This is a genomic window from Pseudomonas siliginis (genome assembly GCF_024072275.1).
Lineage (GTDB): Bacteria > Pseudomonadota > Gammaproteobacteria > Pseudomonadales > Pseudomonadaceae > Aquipseudomonas > Aquipseudomonas siliginis.
Map to the genome: position 1 here is coordinate 3,045,311 of NZ_CP099598.1, position 17,452 is coordinate 3,062,762.

General features: G+C 59.5%; 18 protein-coding genes. 11 read left to right on the top strand and 7 right to left on the bottom strand.

The features are described from left to right. Window positions 1–46 precede the first annotated feature (46 nt). Window positions 47–427, bottom strand: a complete 381-nt coding sequence (locus tag NF676_RS14125; RefSeq protein WP_095180041.1) for a hypothetical protein — start codon at window positions 425–427, stop codon at window positions 47–49. Between the two features lie 409 nt (window positions 428–836). On the opposite strand from NF676_RS14125, the gene NF676_RS14130 reads away from it, so the two are divergent. After that, the gene (locus NF676_RS14130) at window positions 837–1,322 is read left to right on the top strand and encodes a DUF6130 family protein (protein WP_252886221.1); all 486 of its coding nucleotides are present in this window, start codon (window positions 837–839) and stop codon (window positions 1,320–1,322) included. Between the two features lie 58 nt (window positions 1,323–1,380). Here the strand turns inward: NF676_RS14130 and NF676_RS14135 are convergent, their stop codons facing one another. After that, a complete protein-coding gene (locus tag NF676_RS14135) occupies window positions 1,381–2,835 on the bottom strand; it encodes a TrkH family potassium uptake protein (protein ID WP_252886222.1) in 1,455 nt (484 codons plus the stop codon). Window positions 2,836–3,156: 321 nt separating this feature from the next. Between NF676_RS14135 and folE the strand changes: the two genes are divergently transcribed. The 5 genes from folE (at window position 3,157) to NF676_RS14160 (ending at window position 6,259) form a co-directional block, all read left to right on the top strand. Then, a complete protein-coding gene (folE, locus tag NF676_RS14140; RefSeq protein WP_041480339.1) occupies window positions 3,157–3,714 on the top strand; it encodes a GTP cyclohydrolase I FolE in 558 nt (185 codons plus the stop codon). A gap of 45 nt (window positions 3,715–3,759) precedes the next feature. Continuing rightward, complete coding sequence (locus NF676_RS14145) at window positions 3,760–4,302, top strand: DUF3833 domain-containing protein (protein WP_076562880.1); 543 nt, start codon at window positions 3,760–3,762, stop codon at window positions 4,300–4,302. Continuing rightward, window positions 4,299–5,009: an SDR family oxidoreductase gene (locus tag NF676_RS14150; protein WP_252886223.1), complete on the top strand. Its 711-nt coding sequence runs from the start codon at window positions 4,299–4,301 to the stop codon at window positions 5,007–5,009. Before NF676_RS14145 ends, NF676_RS14150 begins: the two co-directional genes overlap by 4 nt. Window positions 5,010–5,023: 14 nt before the next feature. Then, window positions 5,024–5,329 carry a DUF6482 family protein gene (locus tag NF676_RS14155; RefSeq protein WP_252886224.1) on the top strand — a complete coding sequence of 102 codons (306 nt, stop codon included), beginning with the start codon at window positions 5,024–5,026 and terminating at the stop codon, window positions 5,327–5,329. 126 nt (window positions 5,330–5,455) lie between these two features. Beyond that, complete coding sequence (locus tag NF676_RS14160; RefSeq protein ID WP_252886225.1) at window positions 5,456–6,259, top strand: DUF1206 domain-containing protein; 804 nt, start codon at window positions 5,456–5,458, stop codon at window positions 6,257–6,259. 42 nt (window positions 6,260–6,301) lie between these two features. Here the strand turns inward: NF676_RS14160 and NF676_RS14165 are convergent, their stop codons facing one another. After that, the gene (locus NF676_RS14165; protein WP_370695140.1) at window positions 6,302–7,594 is read right to left on the bottom strand and encodes an Nramp family divalent metal transporter; all 1,293 of its coding nucleotides are present in this window, start codon (window positions 7,592–7,594) and stop codon (window positions 6,302–6,304) included. A gap of 276 nt (window positions 7,595–7,870) precedes the next feature. Here NF676_RS14165 and NF676_RS14170 point away from each other — a divergent pair, with 276 nt between their 5' ends. Together NF676_RS14170 and NF676_RS14175 are read left to right on the top strand one after the other, a co-directional pair. Next, window positions 7,871–9,001, top strand: coding sequence for a lactonase family protein (locus NF676_RS14170; RefSeq protein ID WP_252886226.1), 1,131 nt, complete (start codon window positions 7,871–7,873; stop codon window positions 8,999–9,001). Between the two features lie 118 nt (window positions 9,002–9,119). Beyond that, window positions 9,120–10,361 (top strand): MFS transporter, encoded by a 1,242-nt coding sequence (locus NF676_RS14175; protein WP_252886227.1) that lies wholly within the window; start codon window positions 9,120–9,122, stop codon window positions 10,359–10,361. Window position 10,362: 1 nt separating this feature from the next. On the opposite strand, the gene NF676_RS14180 is transcribed toward NF676_RS14175, so the two are convergent. Both NF676_RS14180 and rclC read right to left on the bottom strand, forming a co-directional pair. After that, a complete protein-coding gene (locus NF676_RS14180) occupies window positions 10,363–10,590 on the bottom strand; it encodes a DUF2790 domain-containing protein (protein WP_056786095.1) in 228 nt (75 codons plus the stop codon). Between the two features lie 30 nt (window positions 10,591–10,620). Continuing rightward, window positions 10,621–11,196 carry a reactive chlorine resistance membrane protein RclC gene (gene rclC, locus NF676_RS14185; RefSeq protein ID WP_252886228.1) on the bottom strand — a complete coding sequence of 192 codons (576 nt, stop codon included), beginning with the start codon at window positions 11,194–11,196 and terminating at the stop codon, window positions 10,621–10,623. Between the two features lie 125 nt (window positions 11,197–11,321). Between rclC and NF676_RS14190 the strand changes: the two genes are divergently transcribed. Continuing rightward, window positions 11,322–12,227, top strand: coding sequence for an AraC family transcriptional regulator (locus NF676_RS14190; protein ID WP_056786101.1), 906 nt, complete (start codon window positions 11,322–11,324; stop codon window positions 12,225–12,227). Between the two features lie 155 nt (window positions 12,228–12,382). Continuing rightward, the gene (locus NF676_RS14195; RefSeq protein ID WP_252886229.1) at window positions 12,383–13,159 is read left to right on the top strand and encodes an alpha/beta fold hydrolase; all 777 of its coding nucleotides are present in this window, start codon (window positions 12,383–12,385) and stop codon (window positions 13,157–13,159) included. Window positions 13,160–13,186: 27 nt separating this feature from the next. On the opposite strand, the gene NF676_RS14200 is transcribed toward NF676_RS14195, so the two are convergent. Both NF676_RS14200 and NF676_RS14210 read right to left on the bottom strand, forming a co-directional pair. Next, complete coding sequence (locus NF676_RS14200) at window positions 13,187–14,107, bottom strand: LysR family transcriptional regulator (protein WP_041480329.1); 921 nt, start codon at window positions 14,105–14,107, stop codon at window positions 13,187–13,189. Window positions 14,108–14,477: 370 nt separating this feature from the next. Next, window positions 14,478–15,107 (bottom strand): glutathione S-transferase family protein, encoded by a 630-nt coding sequence (locus NF676_RS14210; RefSeq protein WP_252886230.1) that lies wholly within the window; start codon window positions 15,105–15,107, stop codon window positions 14,478–14,480. Window positions 15,108–15,391: 284 nt separating this feature from the next. Here NF676_RS14210 and NF676_RS14215 point away from each other — a divergent pair, with 284 nt between their 5' ends. Next, on the top strand, window positions 15,392–17,443 hold the full coding sequence (locus NF676_RS14215; protein ID WP_252886231.1) for a 2Fe-2S iron-sulfur cluster-binding protein: 2,052 nt from the start codon (window positions 15,392–15,394) through the stop codon (window positions 17,441–17,443). Window positions 17,444–17,452 lie beyond the last annotated feature (9 nt).

A 17,452-nucleotide genomic window follows, 5' to 3' on the forward strand; every position in this document is an offset into this window, starting at 1 on the left:
ACAGAAAACGGTGCCCGCGTTACCGCGAGCACCTTCGACTTGGTTGTTAGCCGCCGACCTCACGCAAAATTCTCTCAAGCTCAGGACGGGTCCACCTCTCCCAAGGGAATACCTCCCGGTCATCGCCGCTGTGCCAATACTCGCCCGCATCAAATGCCTGATAGATCGAAAATGCCGGCTCGGGCATCTCTGCGTACAAGGACAGATCGACGATATCGCTGATGACAATATTCATCACCTCATCACAGTAGTGAAAATCGCGGCAGCCGGTGATAAACAGTCTTGCCACTGAGATCGCCAACTGATTGAGAAGATCGCGGCTGTCGATCTGCAGGTGCTCACACATAACATTTAATTCGGTGTTTGGGGCTTTCTCAATCATCCCCAGTACGTAATCAAGCTCGGCATCACTAAGACCTGTGGCCATATGATCAAAGTACTCGTGAGTTCGGTTTTGCGATGGATTCAGGACAAGCCTGTTAGAAAACATTTTGGCAGATTTGCTGTTAAGCGACAGCTATGGTTCGAAAGCAGCTTCTGATTGGGTGGTCCCGTTTTCCCCAGGGCTTATTCGGCAGAGGTCGACTTGGACTGTCATCAGATAAAGGTGACAAAGCGGGTATCGAGACCCTCGTTCACTGGCGCTAGCGAATTGAGATAGTACACAAACACAAGGGTGGCCGCTTTTGGGTATTTGGCGATCCGTGACACGGAGATCGGCCAGAAGCGGCCAGTCAGTATCGATGAGATACGTTGGATGATTCCATTTTCAAATGAGCAGCGGGCAACACCCAGGTTGATCTACGCTTGAATGAAATCACGCGGAGAACCAGATCATGTCCCTCGCTCCCGGAAGTCTATTGGCCCTGGCTATGGGTGTCTGCTTTTGCACATCCGTGCTCGGACAAGGGGCAGCAGACAGCGATTCTCCACCGGCGATACTGCCATTGGCATCAGAGAGTGCGCCGAAACTCATTGCCTACCCGCCGCTTGCCGAGCCGCTCGCCCGTGGAGTGGTCATCATCCAGTTTCGAACAGAGCACGCCAGGATCATGCCGGTTTTTGGCAAGGTGGCTGCGCAGGTATCACCACGCTTAGGTCACCTTCACGTGACCGTCGATGACTGGAAAGGTACGTGGGCGCACACCAGTGAAGACCCGATTATCCTGGTCGGGCTAACGCCCGGTCCTCACAAGGTTCTCTTGGAAGTGGCCGACCCGACGCACCAGATCATCACCAGTACGACAGTGAGTTTTACAGTACCGGAGAAGACACCGATGGACGCTCCCCGTACTGACGATCATCACGCGGTAAAACCATGACCGCCGTGCTATCACCGTAACAGGCAACGATCGGCGTCCCTGCCAGCGAATGACTGGCTCAATATCTCCAGAAAACCGGGGTCACGAGCACCAACACCGTCAGGATTTCCAACCTGCCTAGCAGCATGCCAACGGTGAGAAGCCATTTGGCCGCATCTGGCAGTGACGAGAAATTACCTGCCGGTCCAATAATGGTGCCCAGGCCGGGGCCGACGTTACACACCGCCGTAGCGGCACCGCTCAGGGCGGTAATCCAATCAAGCCCGATCAGCGCCAGGCCCAAAGCGATGGCGGCAATCGTGATGGTGAAAAAAAACGAGAAGGTCAGCAGCGAGCGGACGATTTCCTCATCGATGGGATGGCCGTTGTATTTTTTCTGAATCACGGCTCGAGGGTGAATCAACTGCTTCAAGCTGCTGACCAGAAGCGCGGCGGCCACCTGAAAACGGAAGATTTTCAGCCCGCCGGCCGTTGAGCCGGAACAGCCACCGACGAAGGTCAGATAGAAAAACAGCAAAACAGCGAAGCTGCCCCACAAGGTGTAGTCGCCAACCGCAATTCCGGTGGTCGTGACGACCGAGGTCACATTGACCGCCACGATACGAAACGCGTCCCACCATCCGTAGTCGCTGTGCAAATACAGCCAGGTACCTACAGCCAACGATGTGACGAGCAAGAATCCAATAAACCCGCGTACCTGGTGATCCCTGATCAGCGCACGCCGATTGCCTCGACATGTAGCGACGTACAAGGTGAATGGCAGGCTGCCCAGGATCATGATGACCACCGCCACCCAGTGAATTGCTGGCTGCTCCCAATGCCCGAGGGAGGAATCCGACGTCGAGAACCCACCAGTAGAGATCAACGACATTGCGTGGTTGATCGCTTCGAATGGCGTCATTCCTGCGAGCCAGAGCGCCAAGGTGCCGATACCCGTCAGGCTTAGATAGAGCAAAAGGATGTACTTGGCTGCGACATGAGAACGTGGTGTCACTTTCTCCGACCAGTCCGAGGACTCTGTCTGGAAAAGACGCATGCCGCCGACTCGCAAGAGCGGAAGAATCGCGACAGCCATGCCGATAAAACCGATGCCGCCTAACAAATGCAGCATGGAACGCCAGATCAACAAGCCGGGAGAGGCGCTATCCAGACCGGTGAGTACCGTCGAGCCAGTGGTTGTGATGCCCGACATCGTTTCAAAGAATGCATCGGTGTAGCTGATATCGCTGATGAAAACCATGGGTAACGCTGCGAAGGCGCACACAACAACCCAGCTCGCGGTAGTCAGCAGGTACATGTCCCTGGGCCGAAGATTGCCGGTCTCCGGACGCCCTCGCACGATCAACAGCAGACCACAGATGAAGGTAATCAGACTCGACCAGAGAAAGGCCGACAGATCGTCGCTACGCTCATGGACCACCAGCGTGAACATGGGTATAGCCATGCTTACCGCCAGGGTGATCAGAAAAATACCCAAGATGAAGCCGATAAGCCGAATTGCTGCGAGGGACATCACGATAGCGTTCCAAATTAGCGCCGCGCAGTATCGGATGCCCTCAATAAAGACTGCGTAAATTCTCCGTAAAATTTTGACCTGCGATCAGTCAGGCTGCGGGAGTCGAAGGCCAAATGCCCGCGCCAATCAAGCCCTTCACTGCACCGGGCATTCGGTTTGTCCCGAGCGAACTCCCAAACCCGCACAAAAAAACCACCGATGCGTTGTCAGTTGATCCTTTTCAGCCTATCTTCAATAAAACCTATACAGGCAACCTGTATGCGTACAACCTTTTCGCCAGACATTGGCCCTCACGCAGCACCGCCACGAGTGACCCGAATGAGCCCACTATTAGCCAGCCATTACCGTGAAATCCTCGTTGGCGTCGGCGAAAACCCCGAGCGTGAGGGGCTTTTGGATACGCCCCAGCGCGCCGCCAAGGCGATGCAATACCTGTGCAACGGTTACGGGATGAGCCTGGAAGACGTCACCAATGGCGCGCTCTTCGAGTCGCAGAGCGATGAAATGGTGATCGTCAGCGACATCGAGCTTTATTCGCTGTGTGAGCATCACATGCTGCCGTTTATTGGCAAGGCGCATGTGGCGTATATCCCCACTGGCCGGGTGTTGGGGCTGTCGAAGGTGGCGCGGGTGGTCGACATGTTCGCGCGGCGCCTGCAGATCCAGGAAAACCTCACTCGGCAGATTGCTCAGGCGATCCAGCAGATCACCGATGCCGCCGGCGTCGCGGTGGTCATTGAAGCCAGGCACATGTGCATGATGATGCGCGGCGTCGAGAAGCAGAACTCGATCATGACCTCCTCGGTCATGCTCGGTGCCTTTCGCGATAGCTCGACGACGCGGCAGGAATTTCTCCAGCTCATCGGACGGCGCTAGGCCTATACACAATCTGTTACCTGTACAAGCTCAAGGAGTAGGCACATGACCCGATTTCTGCTGCTGTTAGGACTGGCGCTCAGCATCGCAAGCTGCGGCAGTGTCGATGTTGCTCGTTATGCGGATCAGCAACCGGCATTGAATCTGGAGCAGTTTTTCAGCCAGCCCGTCAAAGCCTGGGGGATGTTCCAGAAGCGCAACGGCGAAGTGGTCAAGCGTTTCGAGGTCGATATCGCCAGCCGTCGTGAAGGTGAAAACCTGATCCTCGACGAGCGCTTCCGTTACAGCGACGGCACCCGTGAGCGTCGGGTCTGGACCCTCACTCCCGGGGGCAATGGTCAGTGGAGCGGTCGCGCGCATGATGTTGTCGGTGTTGCGCAGGGCCAGATTGCTGGTAACACCTTCCACTGGCGTTATCGCCTGAACCTGCCAGTCGACGACTCGACCTACGAGATGAGCATGGACGACTGGATGTACCTGGTCGACGAAGACACGCTGATCAACCGCACCCGTATGTCCAAGTGGGGTTTTGAAGTCGGTCAGGTGACGGTGTTCTTCCGGCGCCAGAATGCTGGGGCGAACCCATGAGCAGCGGGTTGACCCTGGCCTCGTTCGGCGACGGTTATCGCGCCTTGGTGATCGGTGCCAGTGGCGCCCTCGGCACGGCGTTCTGCCAACATTTGAACCAGGATCCACGCTGCGCCAGCGTCCGTGAGCTGGGACGCAAAACTGTGCCGAAGCTCGACCTCGAGCAGCCCGAAACGATCGCCAGCGCCGCCGCCGAACTGGCAGCCGAAGCGCCTTATCACCTGATCATTCACGCAGCCGGCCTCCTCCATCGTGACCGGATCAAGCCGGAAAAAAGCTACAGCGCGATCGACGCCGAGTCGCTGCAGGCCGTGTTCCAGGTCAACACGCTGGGGCCTGCATTGCTGCTGCGCGACTTTCTGCCATTGCTTGCGCCTCAAGGCGCGATGGCGATGCTGTCGGCAAAAGTCGGCAGCATCGGCGACAACCGTTTGGGCGGCTGGTACGCCTATCGCGCCTCCAAGGCTGCGCTGAACATGCTGATCAAGACCGCCGCCATCGAGCTTTCGCGCACGCGCCCGCAGAGCCGCTTGCTCAGTCTGCACCCGGGCACGGTGGTTTCGCCGTTGTCGCAACCTTTTCGCGGGGCCTCGAGCGCCCGCCCGGCAGACATTGCCGCTGCGCAATTACTGAGTCTGATTGACACGCTGACGCCGGCCGATAGCGGCCATTTCTTCGCCTACGATGGAGAACGCCTGCCCTGGTAGGCAAGGAGTGAAGCATGAATCTGCAAACCCTCACCGAACGTGCGGCCAACAGTGAAGTTCGCGAACTGGAGCTGCTGTCACTCGAAGGTGGTTTTTATCTGGCGAGGATTCGCATGGATCAAGGCCAGTTCACCTTGCTCGATGACGCGGCCAAGCCAATGCACCTGCGTTCGATCACCCACCTGCGCGACTTGCTGCAGACCGTGCCGGCGTTTCCCTGCGTACTGGTGCAACAATGCGTGCACGACGAAATGTGCGGTCGGGATTCAGGGCCGGTTGAAGAGCTGCGCATTCCGTTTTCGCTGACCACGCCTTTATGAGGCTCAAGCGCGGCGAGCACTGAATGGCAGGCTGATAAGGCGCGCGTCGCCCAAGGGCGACGCATTTATCGAACCCCTGCCCCGTCCACGGGTCTGCTTCACATCGATTCCCTGGAAGTAAATCCCATGTCCACTCAACACACACTTGTCCTGCTTGCCCGAGGCGGATACGCCGCGCGCGGCGTTCTGTATCTGATCATCGGTATCTTCGCGCTGTTGGCAGCGCACGATTCCACCAAACCGAAAGACAGCCACAAGAGCCTCGAAGCATTGCTCAGTCAGCCCTTTGGCTATGTGCTGATCGGTGTTGTGGTCGCCGGCCTGCTGGCCTTCGCCGCGTGGCGTGCGTTGCAAGCGATCCGCGATGTCGACCATCACGGGAGCGAGTTCAAAGGTCTGGTCATTCGCGCAGGTCTGCTCGCCGGCGGTCTGGTCAACGCGGCGCTGGCCTTCTTCGCCTTGGGTCTGTTGGTGAGTGGTCTCAGGAGTTCGGGCGGTTCCGGGGATGGCAAGACCAAGGATCTGCTTGCGCAGCTGCTGTCGTTCGAGCATTCGAACCTGTTGATCTACCTGATCGCGCTGATCCCGCTCGGCGTCGGTATCGCCCACATCATCAAAGGCTGGAAAGCCACGTTCGAGAAGTACTTCGAGGCGGATGACGAAGTGATGCGTTACGTGCGCCCGGTGTCGCGCTTTGGCTTGATCGCCCGAGGCGTGGTGTTTATCGAGATTGCAGTGTTGATGGTGGTCAGCGGCTCGGTTTACCAGGCGACCAATCCACCCGGCATGAAGGAAGCACTGGATGCTTTGCAGAATCTGCCGGCAGGCGGCGTGCTGTTGATGCTGATGGCGTTGGGGCTGATCGCCTTCTCGGTGTACAGCTTTTCCGAAGCAGCATGGCGCAGAATCGAAATGGATGTGCCGTTGTAAGCGGAGATTCGAGGGGGCGTGTGCCCCCTCGACTGCTCCTCATCAAGTAAACAGATCAACGCCCAGCTGAAAGGCCACCCAAAGCGCCAGACCGGTGGCAAACAACAGCGCGATGTTTTCAAACAGGTTGTTGCGGTATTGCTTGTCCAGCAACGATTTCTGGTTGGACATGATCAGCAAGCCCAGGGAAATCACCGGCAAACCAATGATGTTCAATGCGCTGACACCGATGGTCAGGGTGACGAAATCCGGCATGCCCGGCATCGACCAGATCAGCGGCGTGACCAGGATGAACAGCATGAACCACTTGTGCATCGGGTCGTGATGGAACTCTTTGCCGTACTTCTCGCGGCGCTCAGGACGAACATGCTGGAAGGCATCGGTGATCAGCATCGGAAACGCTGTGGTCTTGCCTGAAATACTGGCAAACAAGGTCGCGAACACGCCGATGAAGAACACATACCAGCCGATCGGGCCGAAGAAGATTTCCAGCGCCTTGCCCAGATCGCCCAAGGTTTTCACCTCGATGCCGTTGGGCCGCAGGATTTCCGCGCCAACAATCCAGATCGCCAGGTTGATGATGATCCCGACGAACACCGCAAACAGCAGATCGTTACGCTGAATGCGCTTGTGCTGCGGCCCGGTCCAGCCTTTCTGGCGCATGACATAGGGGTGCACGAAGTTGGCGATCGAGCCGGCGACCGCGCCGATTACCGAGACCGCCACCAGCAACGCGCCATGCACGCCTTCGTCCGGCGGAATGCTGAAGCCGATGGTGCCTTTGATGATGCCGCTGACATCCGGGCCGGACATCACCGCCAGGGCGATGAACGCCAGGGTCATGATCGCCAGCAGCAGCTTCATCACGCCTTCGATCATCGTGTAGATGTTGCGCCCGACCAGCATCCACACCGCCAGCACCACCGCCACCGAGCACAGCAATGGCTGATCGATCTTGAACAGCATCGCCAGCGACTCCCCTGCCCCCTTGATCATGTAGGCGTTCATCAAGTGCCCCATCAACAGGGCATAAACCAGCATGAACCAGGCAAACACCGGGTTGAGCTGGGCGTAGCCCTGCAGAATGGTCATGCCTTGGTTATTGCACAGCTGGAACCGGGCAATGATGTTGACGATCAGGTACCTGAGCAACAGCGAGACCGCCAGCACCCACATCATGGCGTAGCCGTAGTTCGCACCAGCCACGGAGGATGTGATCAGGTCACCCGCACCGAGCCACGACAGCACGGCGATAATGCCGGGGCCGAGCAGTTTCAGCGTTCGCAGGAACAGGTTTTGCGGTTTCGCAGCGGCCTGATGATCGAGTGGAGCCATGCTCGTCATAGGGGTATCTCCGTTATTGTTTTTGTGAGAATTGATGCAGTGCGCACATTAGGTAGGATGTCGTACAACAACGCTAACAGGAGAGTATGTAGAAATGTGTCAAACCTCAATGGCGACTATCCTCTCCGATCATTTGTGCTGATAAAAACTTCTAATACGCGCCTATGAATAAGCGTAGCGACCTTATAAGGCTCACGAAATAGCCATTGATGCCCCTGCCAATCACTCATAGGATGACTGATCACAAAAACAATAAGGCTGAAAATGATGAACAGAACGCTCCTGATTGCTGCGCTCGCCTCCACGTTGAGCGTGACGGTCAATGCCGCCACCTATGCCTACATCTCAAGCCCCGGTGACGGTCTGATCTCGCAGTATCGCCTTGATCAGAGCAATGGCGCGCTCACCCTCGTTGAGCAGATTCAGGCCGGTGATCAGGTCAATCCCATGGCTCTCTCCCCGGATGGCAAGGTGCTGTTTGCAGCCTTGCGCGTCAAACCCTTTCAGGTGCTGGGTTACCGGATCGATCGCCAAAGCGGTCACCTGACAAAATTCACCCAAGCGCCCTTGGCAGAGAGCATGGCCTACCTGTCGACCGATCGAAAAGGTCGCTACCTGCTCGCCGCGTCCTACGGCGCCGACACGCTCAGCGTTCAGAAGATCGGCGAGGATCAGCAACCTTCCGCCGATATCGTTCGCTACAAGACCGGCCTGCATGCCCATTCGATTCGCACCGAGCCGAGCAATCGCTTTGCCTACGCCGGCAACCTGGGCACCGACAAGGTGCTGCAATATCGCCTGGATGCCAAGACTGGCGAGCTCAGCCCGATCGGCAACGGCTCGGTCAGCGTCCCGGACAACACCGGCCCTCGGCACCTGGCGTTCTCGCCGAACGGCAAATTCCTTTACGTTGTCGGTGAAATGAGCGGCACCGTGACCGCGTTTTCAATCGACGACGCCAGCGGCGCGTTAACGCAAATCGCTGTGGCCAACGGCATTCCCGAACGTTTGCAACTGGCCCACGGCGAAGTCCGTGATGCGCGCAACAACGACCTCAAAGACGACCCGACCCCGCGCATCTGGGCTGCCGACCTGCGCATGTCGCCGGATGGAAAACTGCTGCTGATGAGTGAGCGCACCAGCAGCAGCGTTTCGGCATTTGCCGTGGATCCGGCAACCGGAGGACTGAAGTTCCTCGATAACTACTCAGTGCAGGAACAACAACCACGCAACATCGCCTTCTCCCCCGATGGCCACTGGCTGCTGGTGACGGGCGAGAAAAGCGCCAAGGTCGGTACGTACGCGGTGAGCAAGGATGGCGCGCTGAAGCGTGTCGGTGAAGCGGCATCCGGCAAAGGCGCATTGTGGATCGAGATACTGCAAACGCCTGACGCATGAATATCTGCGGAGCAGCAACTGCTCCGCCGTCCTGCAACTAATCCCCCGCCGCTTCGGTCATTAGGTTTGCCGAGGTTGATACATTTACGCAGACCTCACTTTCAAGAGACTGCCCAACGTGATCAGCCATCTCGATCGCCGCAACAACCGCTCGCTGGACAGTCTGAATTTCTTTCTCGCCGATGTCCGCGACGGCCTCGGGCCGTACCTCGCCATCTACTTGCTCGCCGTGCACCACTGGGACCCGGCCAGCATCGGTGTAGTCATGACCCTCGCCGGTATCGCCGCGCTGGTCACGCAGACACCGGCCGGTGCGCTGGTTGACAGCAGCCGGGCTAAACGGGCGCTGGTCATCATCGCCGCGCTGTTGGTCACGGTGAGTTGTCTGGTGCTGCCGTTCATTTCGTCATTCAGTCTGGTGGCGTTGACTCAGGCTTTGAGCGCTGCGGCAGCATCTATTTTTGCCCCGGCCATTTCCGCGATCACCCTGGGCATCACCGGCCCACGAGCATTCACCCGGCGCACCGGTCGCAACGAGACGTTCAACCACGCCGGCAACGCGTGCGCGGCGTTATTGGCCGGTTTGTTTGCGTATCTGTTCGGTCCGGTGGCGGTGTTTTATCTGATGGCGGTCATGGCGCTGGCCAGCGTGATTGCCGTGCTGTTCGTCTCGGCCGAAGCGATAGATCACGACGTCGCGCGCGGTTTGCAGCCTGGCGATCAAAGCCATCAGCCGTCCGGGTTCAAGGTACTGCTGAGCAATCGCCCGCTTCTGATGTTTGCCCTGTGCTGTGCGCTGTTCCACTTGGCCAACGCGGCGATGCTGCCGCTGGTGAGCCAGAAACTCGCCCAAGCCAATTTGCACATGGCCACACCGCTGACGTCGGCGTGCATCGTAGCCGCGCAACTGGTGATGGTGCCAATGGCGCTGCTGGCCGGCGCGAAAGCGGATGTCTGGGGGCGCAAACCGTTATTGCTGGCGGGTTTTCTGATCCTGCCGCTGCGCGGGTTGCTCTACACCTTCTCGGATGATCCGTATTGGCTGGTCGCCGTGCAGTTGCTCGACGGCGTCGGCGCTGGTTTGTTCGGTGCGCTGTTCCCGGTGATGGTCAAGGATCTGACCCTCGGCTCCGGGCATTTCAATGTCAGCCTCGGCGCGCTGACCACAGCATTTGGCCTGGGCGCGGCGCTGAGCAATGGGCTGGCCGGATTTGTCGTCGAGGCCGCCGGTTACAGCGCGGCATTCCTGACCCTCGCCGGAGTCGCAGCGGCAGCGTTCCTGCTGCTGTTGATCGGTGTCCCGGAAACGCTGCAGCGGACTGAGAAAATCGAGTCCGCTGCAGTTATGGGCCAAACCTGAGCTAATCGCCACCGCAGCCATCGCCTAAAACGCTGTAAGTGGCGACATGCCGCTGACCGTGGCTGTCTTCATAAACGACCTCCACCGGAACAATTCCGCAGGCGGCGCTGGTGTCGGTGATGCTGATGGTTTTGGCGATATCCAGTGGCACGCCGGTCTGCACAGTTTCGGTGGCAGCGAACACGTTGCCGGCGAGGATGGCCAGGGTCAAAGCAATAAACGTTTTCATCGTGTGATCTCTCTATAAAGGGGAAGGAATTCAGGCCTGACGTTCAGTCAGCAATTGGCGCGCGGAATCGGCCATCATTGGCAGCGCTCCGGCGAGCATCAGGACGTCCTTGAGCACCAGGCGTCCGGCACCGGACAGATAGGGAAAACCGTGCTGACCATCACCCAGCGCAGCGACCCAGGCTTCAGGCGTGGTAACCAGAAAGCTCAGGGTCACCAGCGGCGTAGCGAACGCCAGCGCGCCACCGAGCAGGCCGGTACGGCGAGAAAGCGGATTGGACAGGACCAGCAGACCGATGAGAATTTCCACCACGCCAAGCCCGGTGGAAAAGCCGTAGGTGTTGTTCGCGGTCTGCCAGGCGCGCTTGTCGGCGTTCAGCTCGCCCTCATGGGTCAGGTGCGCCTTGTAGTCCTGCGGGTGTTCGTAGAAGAACGACATCACCGGGCTGTTGGCGACGAAAGGCGTAATGCTGTCGGCTTCGTACGGGACGAATTTCAACGCGCCGATCCACAGGAACACGATGGCGATGGCCACGCGCATCAGCGGGATGCCGAGGCGATCGAGTTTGCCGAGCTGTTGTAGTCCGGCGTTGATTGAGGTGAACATGCGACGTCTCCAGATCAATGAAAGTGGAGTCAGTCTGCGGTGCTATCGAATCGCGCTTTTGTCGGTCATGCTCAACGTCTTGCTCAATCGTCTCAACTTTGCGGATTCCTTCGTGATGGGTGCCAATGAACTCGCTCGATAAGCTCATCAGCCTGGCCAACGTGCGCGGCAGTCTTGATCTGCGCTGCCAGTTCCAGGGCGACTGGGCGCGCGATCATCAACAGGAAGCCTTGGGCAAGGCGCCCTATCACGTCGTGCTCAAAGGTGAGTGCCGGGTAGAACTGGCCAGCGGGCAACGCCTGGCGATGCGCGCCGGCGATATTCTGTTGTTGCCACGGGGCACGCCGCATGTGCTGCACAGCGGCGGTAAAGATGTAGCGCCAATGCTGCCAACGCTGATTCCCGGCGGGGTGTTGCCGATCTATCGGCTGGGTGGCGCGAGCGCCGATCTGGACATGCTTTGCGGTGGCTTTCATTACAACCGCGCATCGATGCTGTTCGCCGCCCTCCCCGATTACCTGTTGATTGCCAACGATGGCTTACCGATTGATGCGCCGCTGACCGCCCTGATTGCGCTGTTGCGCAGCGAAGCCGACAGCGAACAGCCGGGTGCACGGTTCCTCCTCGACTCACTGTCCCAAGCGTTGTTCACCTTGATCCTGCGTGCGCACCTGGCGCGTGCCGATCACGACAAAAGCACCCTGGCGCTGCTCGGCGACCAGCGCCTCGGCCGCACCTGTCAGGCGATATTGGCCGACCCGGCGCACGAATGGACCATCGAGGCCATGGCCGACACCGCGAACATGTCCCGTGCAACGTTCATGCGCACCTTTGCCCGGGTCGCTGGCGTATCGCCGTGGGTGCTGCTGACCCAGTTGCGCATGGAGCTGGCATTCAGTCTGCTCAGCCATTCGCATCTGGGCCTGAATGACATTGCCGTGCAGGTCGGCTATCAGTCGCAGGCTGCCTTCAGCAAGAAATTCAAGGAAATCTACGGCGAGGCCCCGGGCAAAGTCCGCCGCGCGATCTGATTGAATGGATCGCTTTGTATCAGCGTGTAGCTTTCGCCGCCCCAGATACACACGCATGCGAAGTTCGGCCGTGCGCACACACAACTGACACATTTAGCGCGCTAAATACCACTGTCGCTTCCATTCCTACCTTAACCAATCGACAGGACATCACCATGAACAAAGTCTTCGCAACCCTCGCCCTTACCGCCGCCATGTTCGGCGCCACCGCTGTGTTCGCCGCGCCGGTCAAACCCACCGTGGTACTGGTGCACGGCGCCTTTGCCGATTCGAGCAGCTGGAACGGCGTGGTCAAGATTCTCGAGAAGGATGGCTACCCGGTGATCGCCGCTGCCAACCCGCTGCGCTCGGTCAAGAGTGATGCGCAATCAGTGGCGGATGTGCTGGCCAGCGTGAAAACTCCGGTGGTGTTGGTCGGCCACTCCTACGGTGGCCCGGTGATCAGCGAAGCCGCTTACGGCAATGCCAATGTCAAAGCGCTGGTGTACGTCGCCGCTTTTGCCCCGGAAAAGGGTGAAACCGCAGCCGAATTGTCCGGGCGTTTCCCCGGCAGCACCCTTGGCCCGACCCTGTCGGCCCCGGTTGAGCTGGCCGATGGTGGCAAGGATTTGTACATCCAGCAGGACAAATTCCACGCTCAGTTCGCTGCCGATGTGTCTCAGGCAGATGCAAAGTTGATGGCGGCCACGCAACGCCCGGTGACCGTCGCCGCGCTCAACGAAGCCGCCACCGAGCCTGCATGGAAAACCGTGCCGTCGTACTTCGTCTACGGTGACCAGGACAAGAACATCCCGGCGCAAGCCTTGGCGTTCATGGCCGAGCGCGCGCACTCCAAGCAGACCGTCGTGGTCAAAGGCGCTTCGCACGTGGTGATGGTGTCCAACCCGAAAGCCGTTGCCAGCCTGATCGAAACGGCTGCGGCCGGGAAGTGATCCAGCGTTGAGTTGAACCTTGAAGCCTTAGCCGTGAACCCTGTTCACGGCTTTCAGCGCTGGGTGGTGTTGCAGCCGCTCGCTGAGGAAATCGACAAACGTACGCACCTTCGCCGGTACGCGCGGATGTTTCAGATAGACCAGTTGCACCGGTAACGCCGGCGGCTCAAAGGCCTCCAGCACCAATTCCAGTTCACCGGCCGCGACCTGGCTGGCGACTTGATAGGACAGCACCCGGGTAATGCCCCAACCGGAGCTGGCGATGTTGATCGCCGCCTGATTCGCGGTGACCACCAGACGCGGCTCGAAGCGAAAACTCAACGGGCCATCGGCATGGGCGAATTGCCAATCGCTGAGCAAATGACTGGCGGACGACATGACGATATTGGCGCGGCTCAGCTCGTTCGGATGTTGCGGTCGGCCATAGCGGGCGAAGTAATCGGGGGTGCCGCAGATCACCTGACGGACCTCGCCGACCTTGATTGCATGCTGATTGTTCTCGTGCAGATGGCCGATGCGCACGGCGACATCGATACCCTCTTCCGCCATGTTCACCACGCGATCAACCAGCAAAGCCTTCAGATGCACCGAAGGAAACGCATCGACGTATTGCGCCAGCAACGGCGCGATGAACAACTCGCCAAACAACACCGACGCGGTCACGCTCAAGTGCCCGCACGGCACCCGATAGCTGCCGGCAGCGGCCTCTTCGGCTTCGTCGACGTCGCACAGAATTCTTCGGCAATCGTCCAGATAACGATGCCCGGCTTCGGTCAGGTGCAGGCTGCGCGTGGTGCGCGACAACAGACGCGTGCCGATGCGTTGTTCCAGCGCAGCAATGGCGCGGGTGACGCTGGGGGGCGAGGTGTTCAAACGCCGGGCCGCCGCCGCAAAGCCACCCTCCTCGGCCACGGCCAGGAACATGCGCATTTCCTGAAAACGATCCATAGCTGGGGACCTGTAAAAAACCTCGAAAACACAGTGAAATCATGTGGGAGCGAGCCTGCTCGCGAAAGCTTTCCGTCAGTCAACATCACCGTTGCATGACACACCGCTTTCGCGAGCAGGCTCGCTCCCACAGGGTTTGGTGTACACAGTTAAATTTGGGCAATGCTTCAACTCCCGCCAGTACGCCCGCACATTCGGATATTCCTCCAGCGAGACAGTGTCTTCCAATGCATGGATGGGACAGCTGACGCCAAACCCGTGGGAGCGAGCCTGCTCGCGAAGGCATTCTGTCAGTCAACATCACCGTTGAATGACCCACCGCTATCGCGGGCAAGCCTGCTCCCACAAGGTTTTTTGGCGTGTGCTGATATCAAGCGCTTTGCAGGCCCACCGCTGTGCGCTGCATGCCGACGAATTTCGGCAGCGCCTCGACCCGCCCGAGCCACGCCCGCACATTCGGGTAATCCTCGAGCGAGACATTGCCTTCCGGTGCGTGGGCGACGTAAGTGTAGGCGGCCACATCGGCAACGGTTGCCTTGTCGCCGGCAAGGAATGCGCTGTTGGCCAACTCGTCTTCCATCACCTGCAACAACGCATGGGAACGCTTGATCGCATCAGCCGCGTCGTAACCGGCGCCGAATACCGTGATCAAGCGCGCCGTGGCCGGGCCGGAGCTGATCTGCCCGGCAGCTACCGATAACCAGCGTTGCACCTTGGCTTGTTCGACCGGATCGCTCGGCAGCCACTGGCCGTTGCCGTATTTGCTCGCCAGATAAACCAGAATGCCGTTGGAATCAGCGAGCACCGTACCGTTGTCGTCAATCACCGGCACTTGGCCGAAACGGTTGAGGGCGAGGAATTCAGGGGTTTTGTGTGCGCCCTTCATCAGGTCGACGAACACCAGTTCGGTCGGAACATCCAGCAGGGACAGCATCAACTCGACGCGATGCGAGTGGCCGGATAACGGATGGCGATACAGTTTGACGGCTGACTGAGACATGACGTGCTCCTGGATTATTTGAGGTCGACCCGCTGATCGTGTCGATGGGCTCATCCTGCTCCCCTGCCGCAAATCGCGGAATCCTCAGCAAATACAATCGAGCATTTCAGCCAGTGAAATAATCATCCTCGTCCTTAGGCGCGCGTAGGGATCATTTCACCGCGTGAAACAGTGGATTGCAGTTTCTGGCCATTCCCTCGCAACCGGCCGAGGGCGAACATGAGCCCACTTGAGCTTCAGCCCCTGGCGGCTCACCGGCCCGTTTGCACCCGAGGAGAATCGAAATGGACACAGCGTCGAAACCGCAGCCCTCGCCCTGGCATGAAGGTGAGCTGACCCTGCAACGTGCCGTCGGCGCGGTGGAGATGATGGTCGGTGTCGGCCAGCGGCAACTGGCCCGCGACTGGATGCCGGATCAGCACCGCGAGTTCTATGCGCAACTGCCCTTCGTCGTGCTCGGCGCCGTTGATGGCCAGGGCGACCCGTGGGCGACGCTGCGCACCGGTCAACCGGGCTTCATGGATTCGCCGTCGCCACAGGTGCTGAAGATCAAACTCGACGCCCAGCCTAACGATCCGGCGAATCAAGGCCTGCAGCCCGGCGACGCGATCGGCATGCTCGGCATCGAGCTGCACACCCGTCGGCGCAATCGCATGAACGGCAACATCAGCCGCCGCGCTGACAACAGCCTCGAGATCGGCGTGACCCAGGCTTACGGCAACTGCCCGCGCTACATCAACTTGCGCCACTACGCGTTCGTCGACGAAACCACCGACACCGCGCTCGACCTGCCTGTCAGCGAACCCTTGGTGCGCGACATGATCACCGCCGCCGACTCTTTCTACGTGGCCACTTATGTGGTGCGCGACGGTGAGCGGCAAGTCGATGTGTCCCATCGCGGCGGCAAATCCGGTTTCGTCCATATGGACGAGGACGGCACCCTGACCATCCCGGATTTCTCCGGCAATCTGTTCTTCAACACCTTGGGCAACATCCTGCTCAACCCGCGCGCCGGGCTGACCTTCATCGATTTTGAAAGCGGCGATCTGTTGCAGATGACCGGCAGCGCAGAAGTGCTGCTCGACGATCCGCAAATCGCCGCGTTCCAGGGCGCCGAGCGTCTGTGGCGCTTCAAGCCGCAGCGCATCGTTTACCGTCAGGCCGCATTGCCACTACGCTGGGCCGAGCAGCCGCAAGGCGATTCGCCCAATTCGCAAATGACCGGCAGCTGGGAGCAGACCCGCGAGCGTTTGCAGGCCGAGGCGCTGCGCAATCAATGGCGCGCGCTGCACGTCACGCGGGTGGTCGATGAGAGTCCGCAGATCCGTTCGTTTTACCTGCAAGCCAACGACGGCTTCGGCCTGCCGCGCTTCGAACCGGGCCAGCACTTGCCGATCAAGGTCTTGCTCGACGGCCAGGATGCCGCGTCGATCCGCACCTACAGCGTGTCCAGCGCGCCGTCGGACGAGTTCCTGCGCATCAGCGTCAAACGCGATGGCTCGGTATCCTCGCATCTGCATGATCGCGTTCAGGCATTGGACTTGATCGAAGCCCGCGCGCCGCAAGGCGATTTCACCGTCGACGCCACCGAACGCCGGCCACTGGTGCTATTGGCCGCCGGGGTTGGGGTGACGCCGTTGCTGTCGATGCTGCGCGAGGTGGTCTATCAGGGCAAACGCATCAGCCGCATGCGCCCGACCTGGGTCGTGCAAAGCAGTCGCACCGTCGAGGATCTGGCCTTTCGCGAAGAAATCGACGCCTTGGCTGCACGCGCCGGTGACAAGGTCAAGGTGCTGCGCGTGGTCAGCCAGCCGCCGCTGGAAGCAACAGCGCAGGGTTACGATCATGCCGGGCGCATCGACATCGCCCTGCTGAAGAGCCTGCTGCCGCTGGATGACTACGATTTCTACCTGTGCGGCCCGGGCAGTTTTACCCAGGCGCTGTACGACGGCCTGCGCAAAATGCGCATTCCGGACGATCGCATCCACGCCGAAACCTTCGGCCCGTCGACGCTGATCCGCGATGTCGAAATCAGTACCCCGGCGCCGCCGCAAGTACCGGTCGCGGAAGAGCCGGTCAAGGTGCTGTTTGCCACGTCCGGCAAGGAAGCACGCTGGGAACCGGGCAGCGGCACCTTGCTGGAGCTGGCCGAGGCGCGTGGCTTGAACCCGGAGTTCAGCTGTCGCGGCGGTTCGTGCGGCACCTGCAAAACCCGCCTTACCAGCGGCCAGGTGCATTACCTCACTCCGCCGGCCATGCGCCTGGCGGACGACGAAGTGCTGATCTGCTGCGCCGCCCCGGCGCAGGGCAGCGAAACCCTGGTGTTGGACGTTTGAATTTTGAGG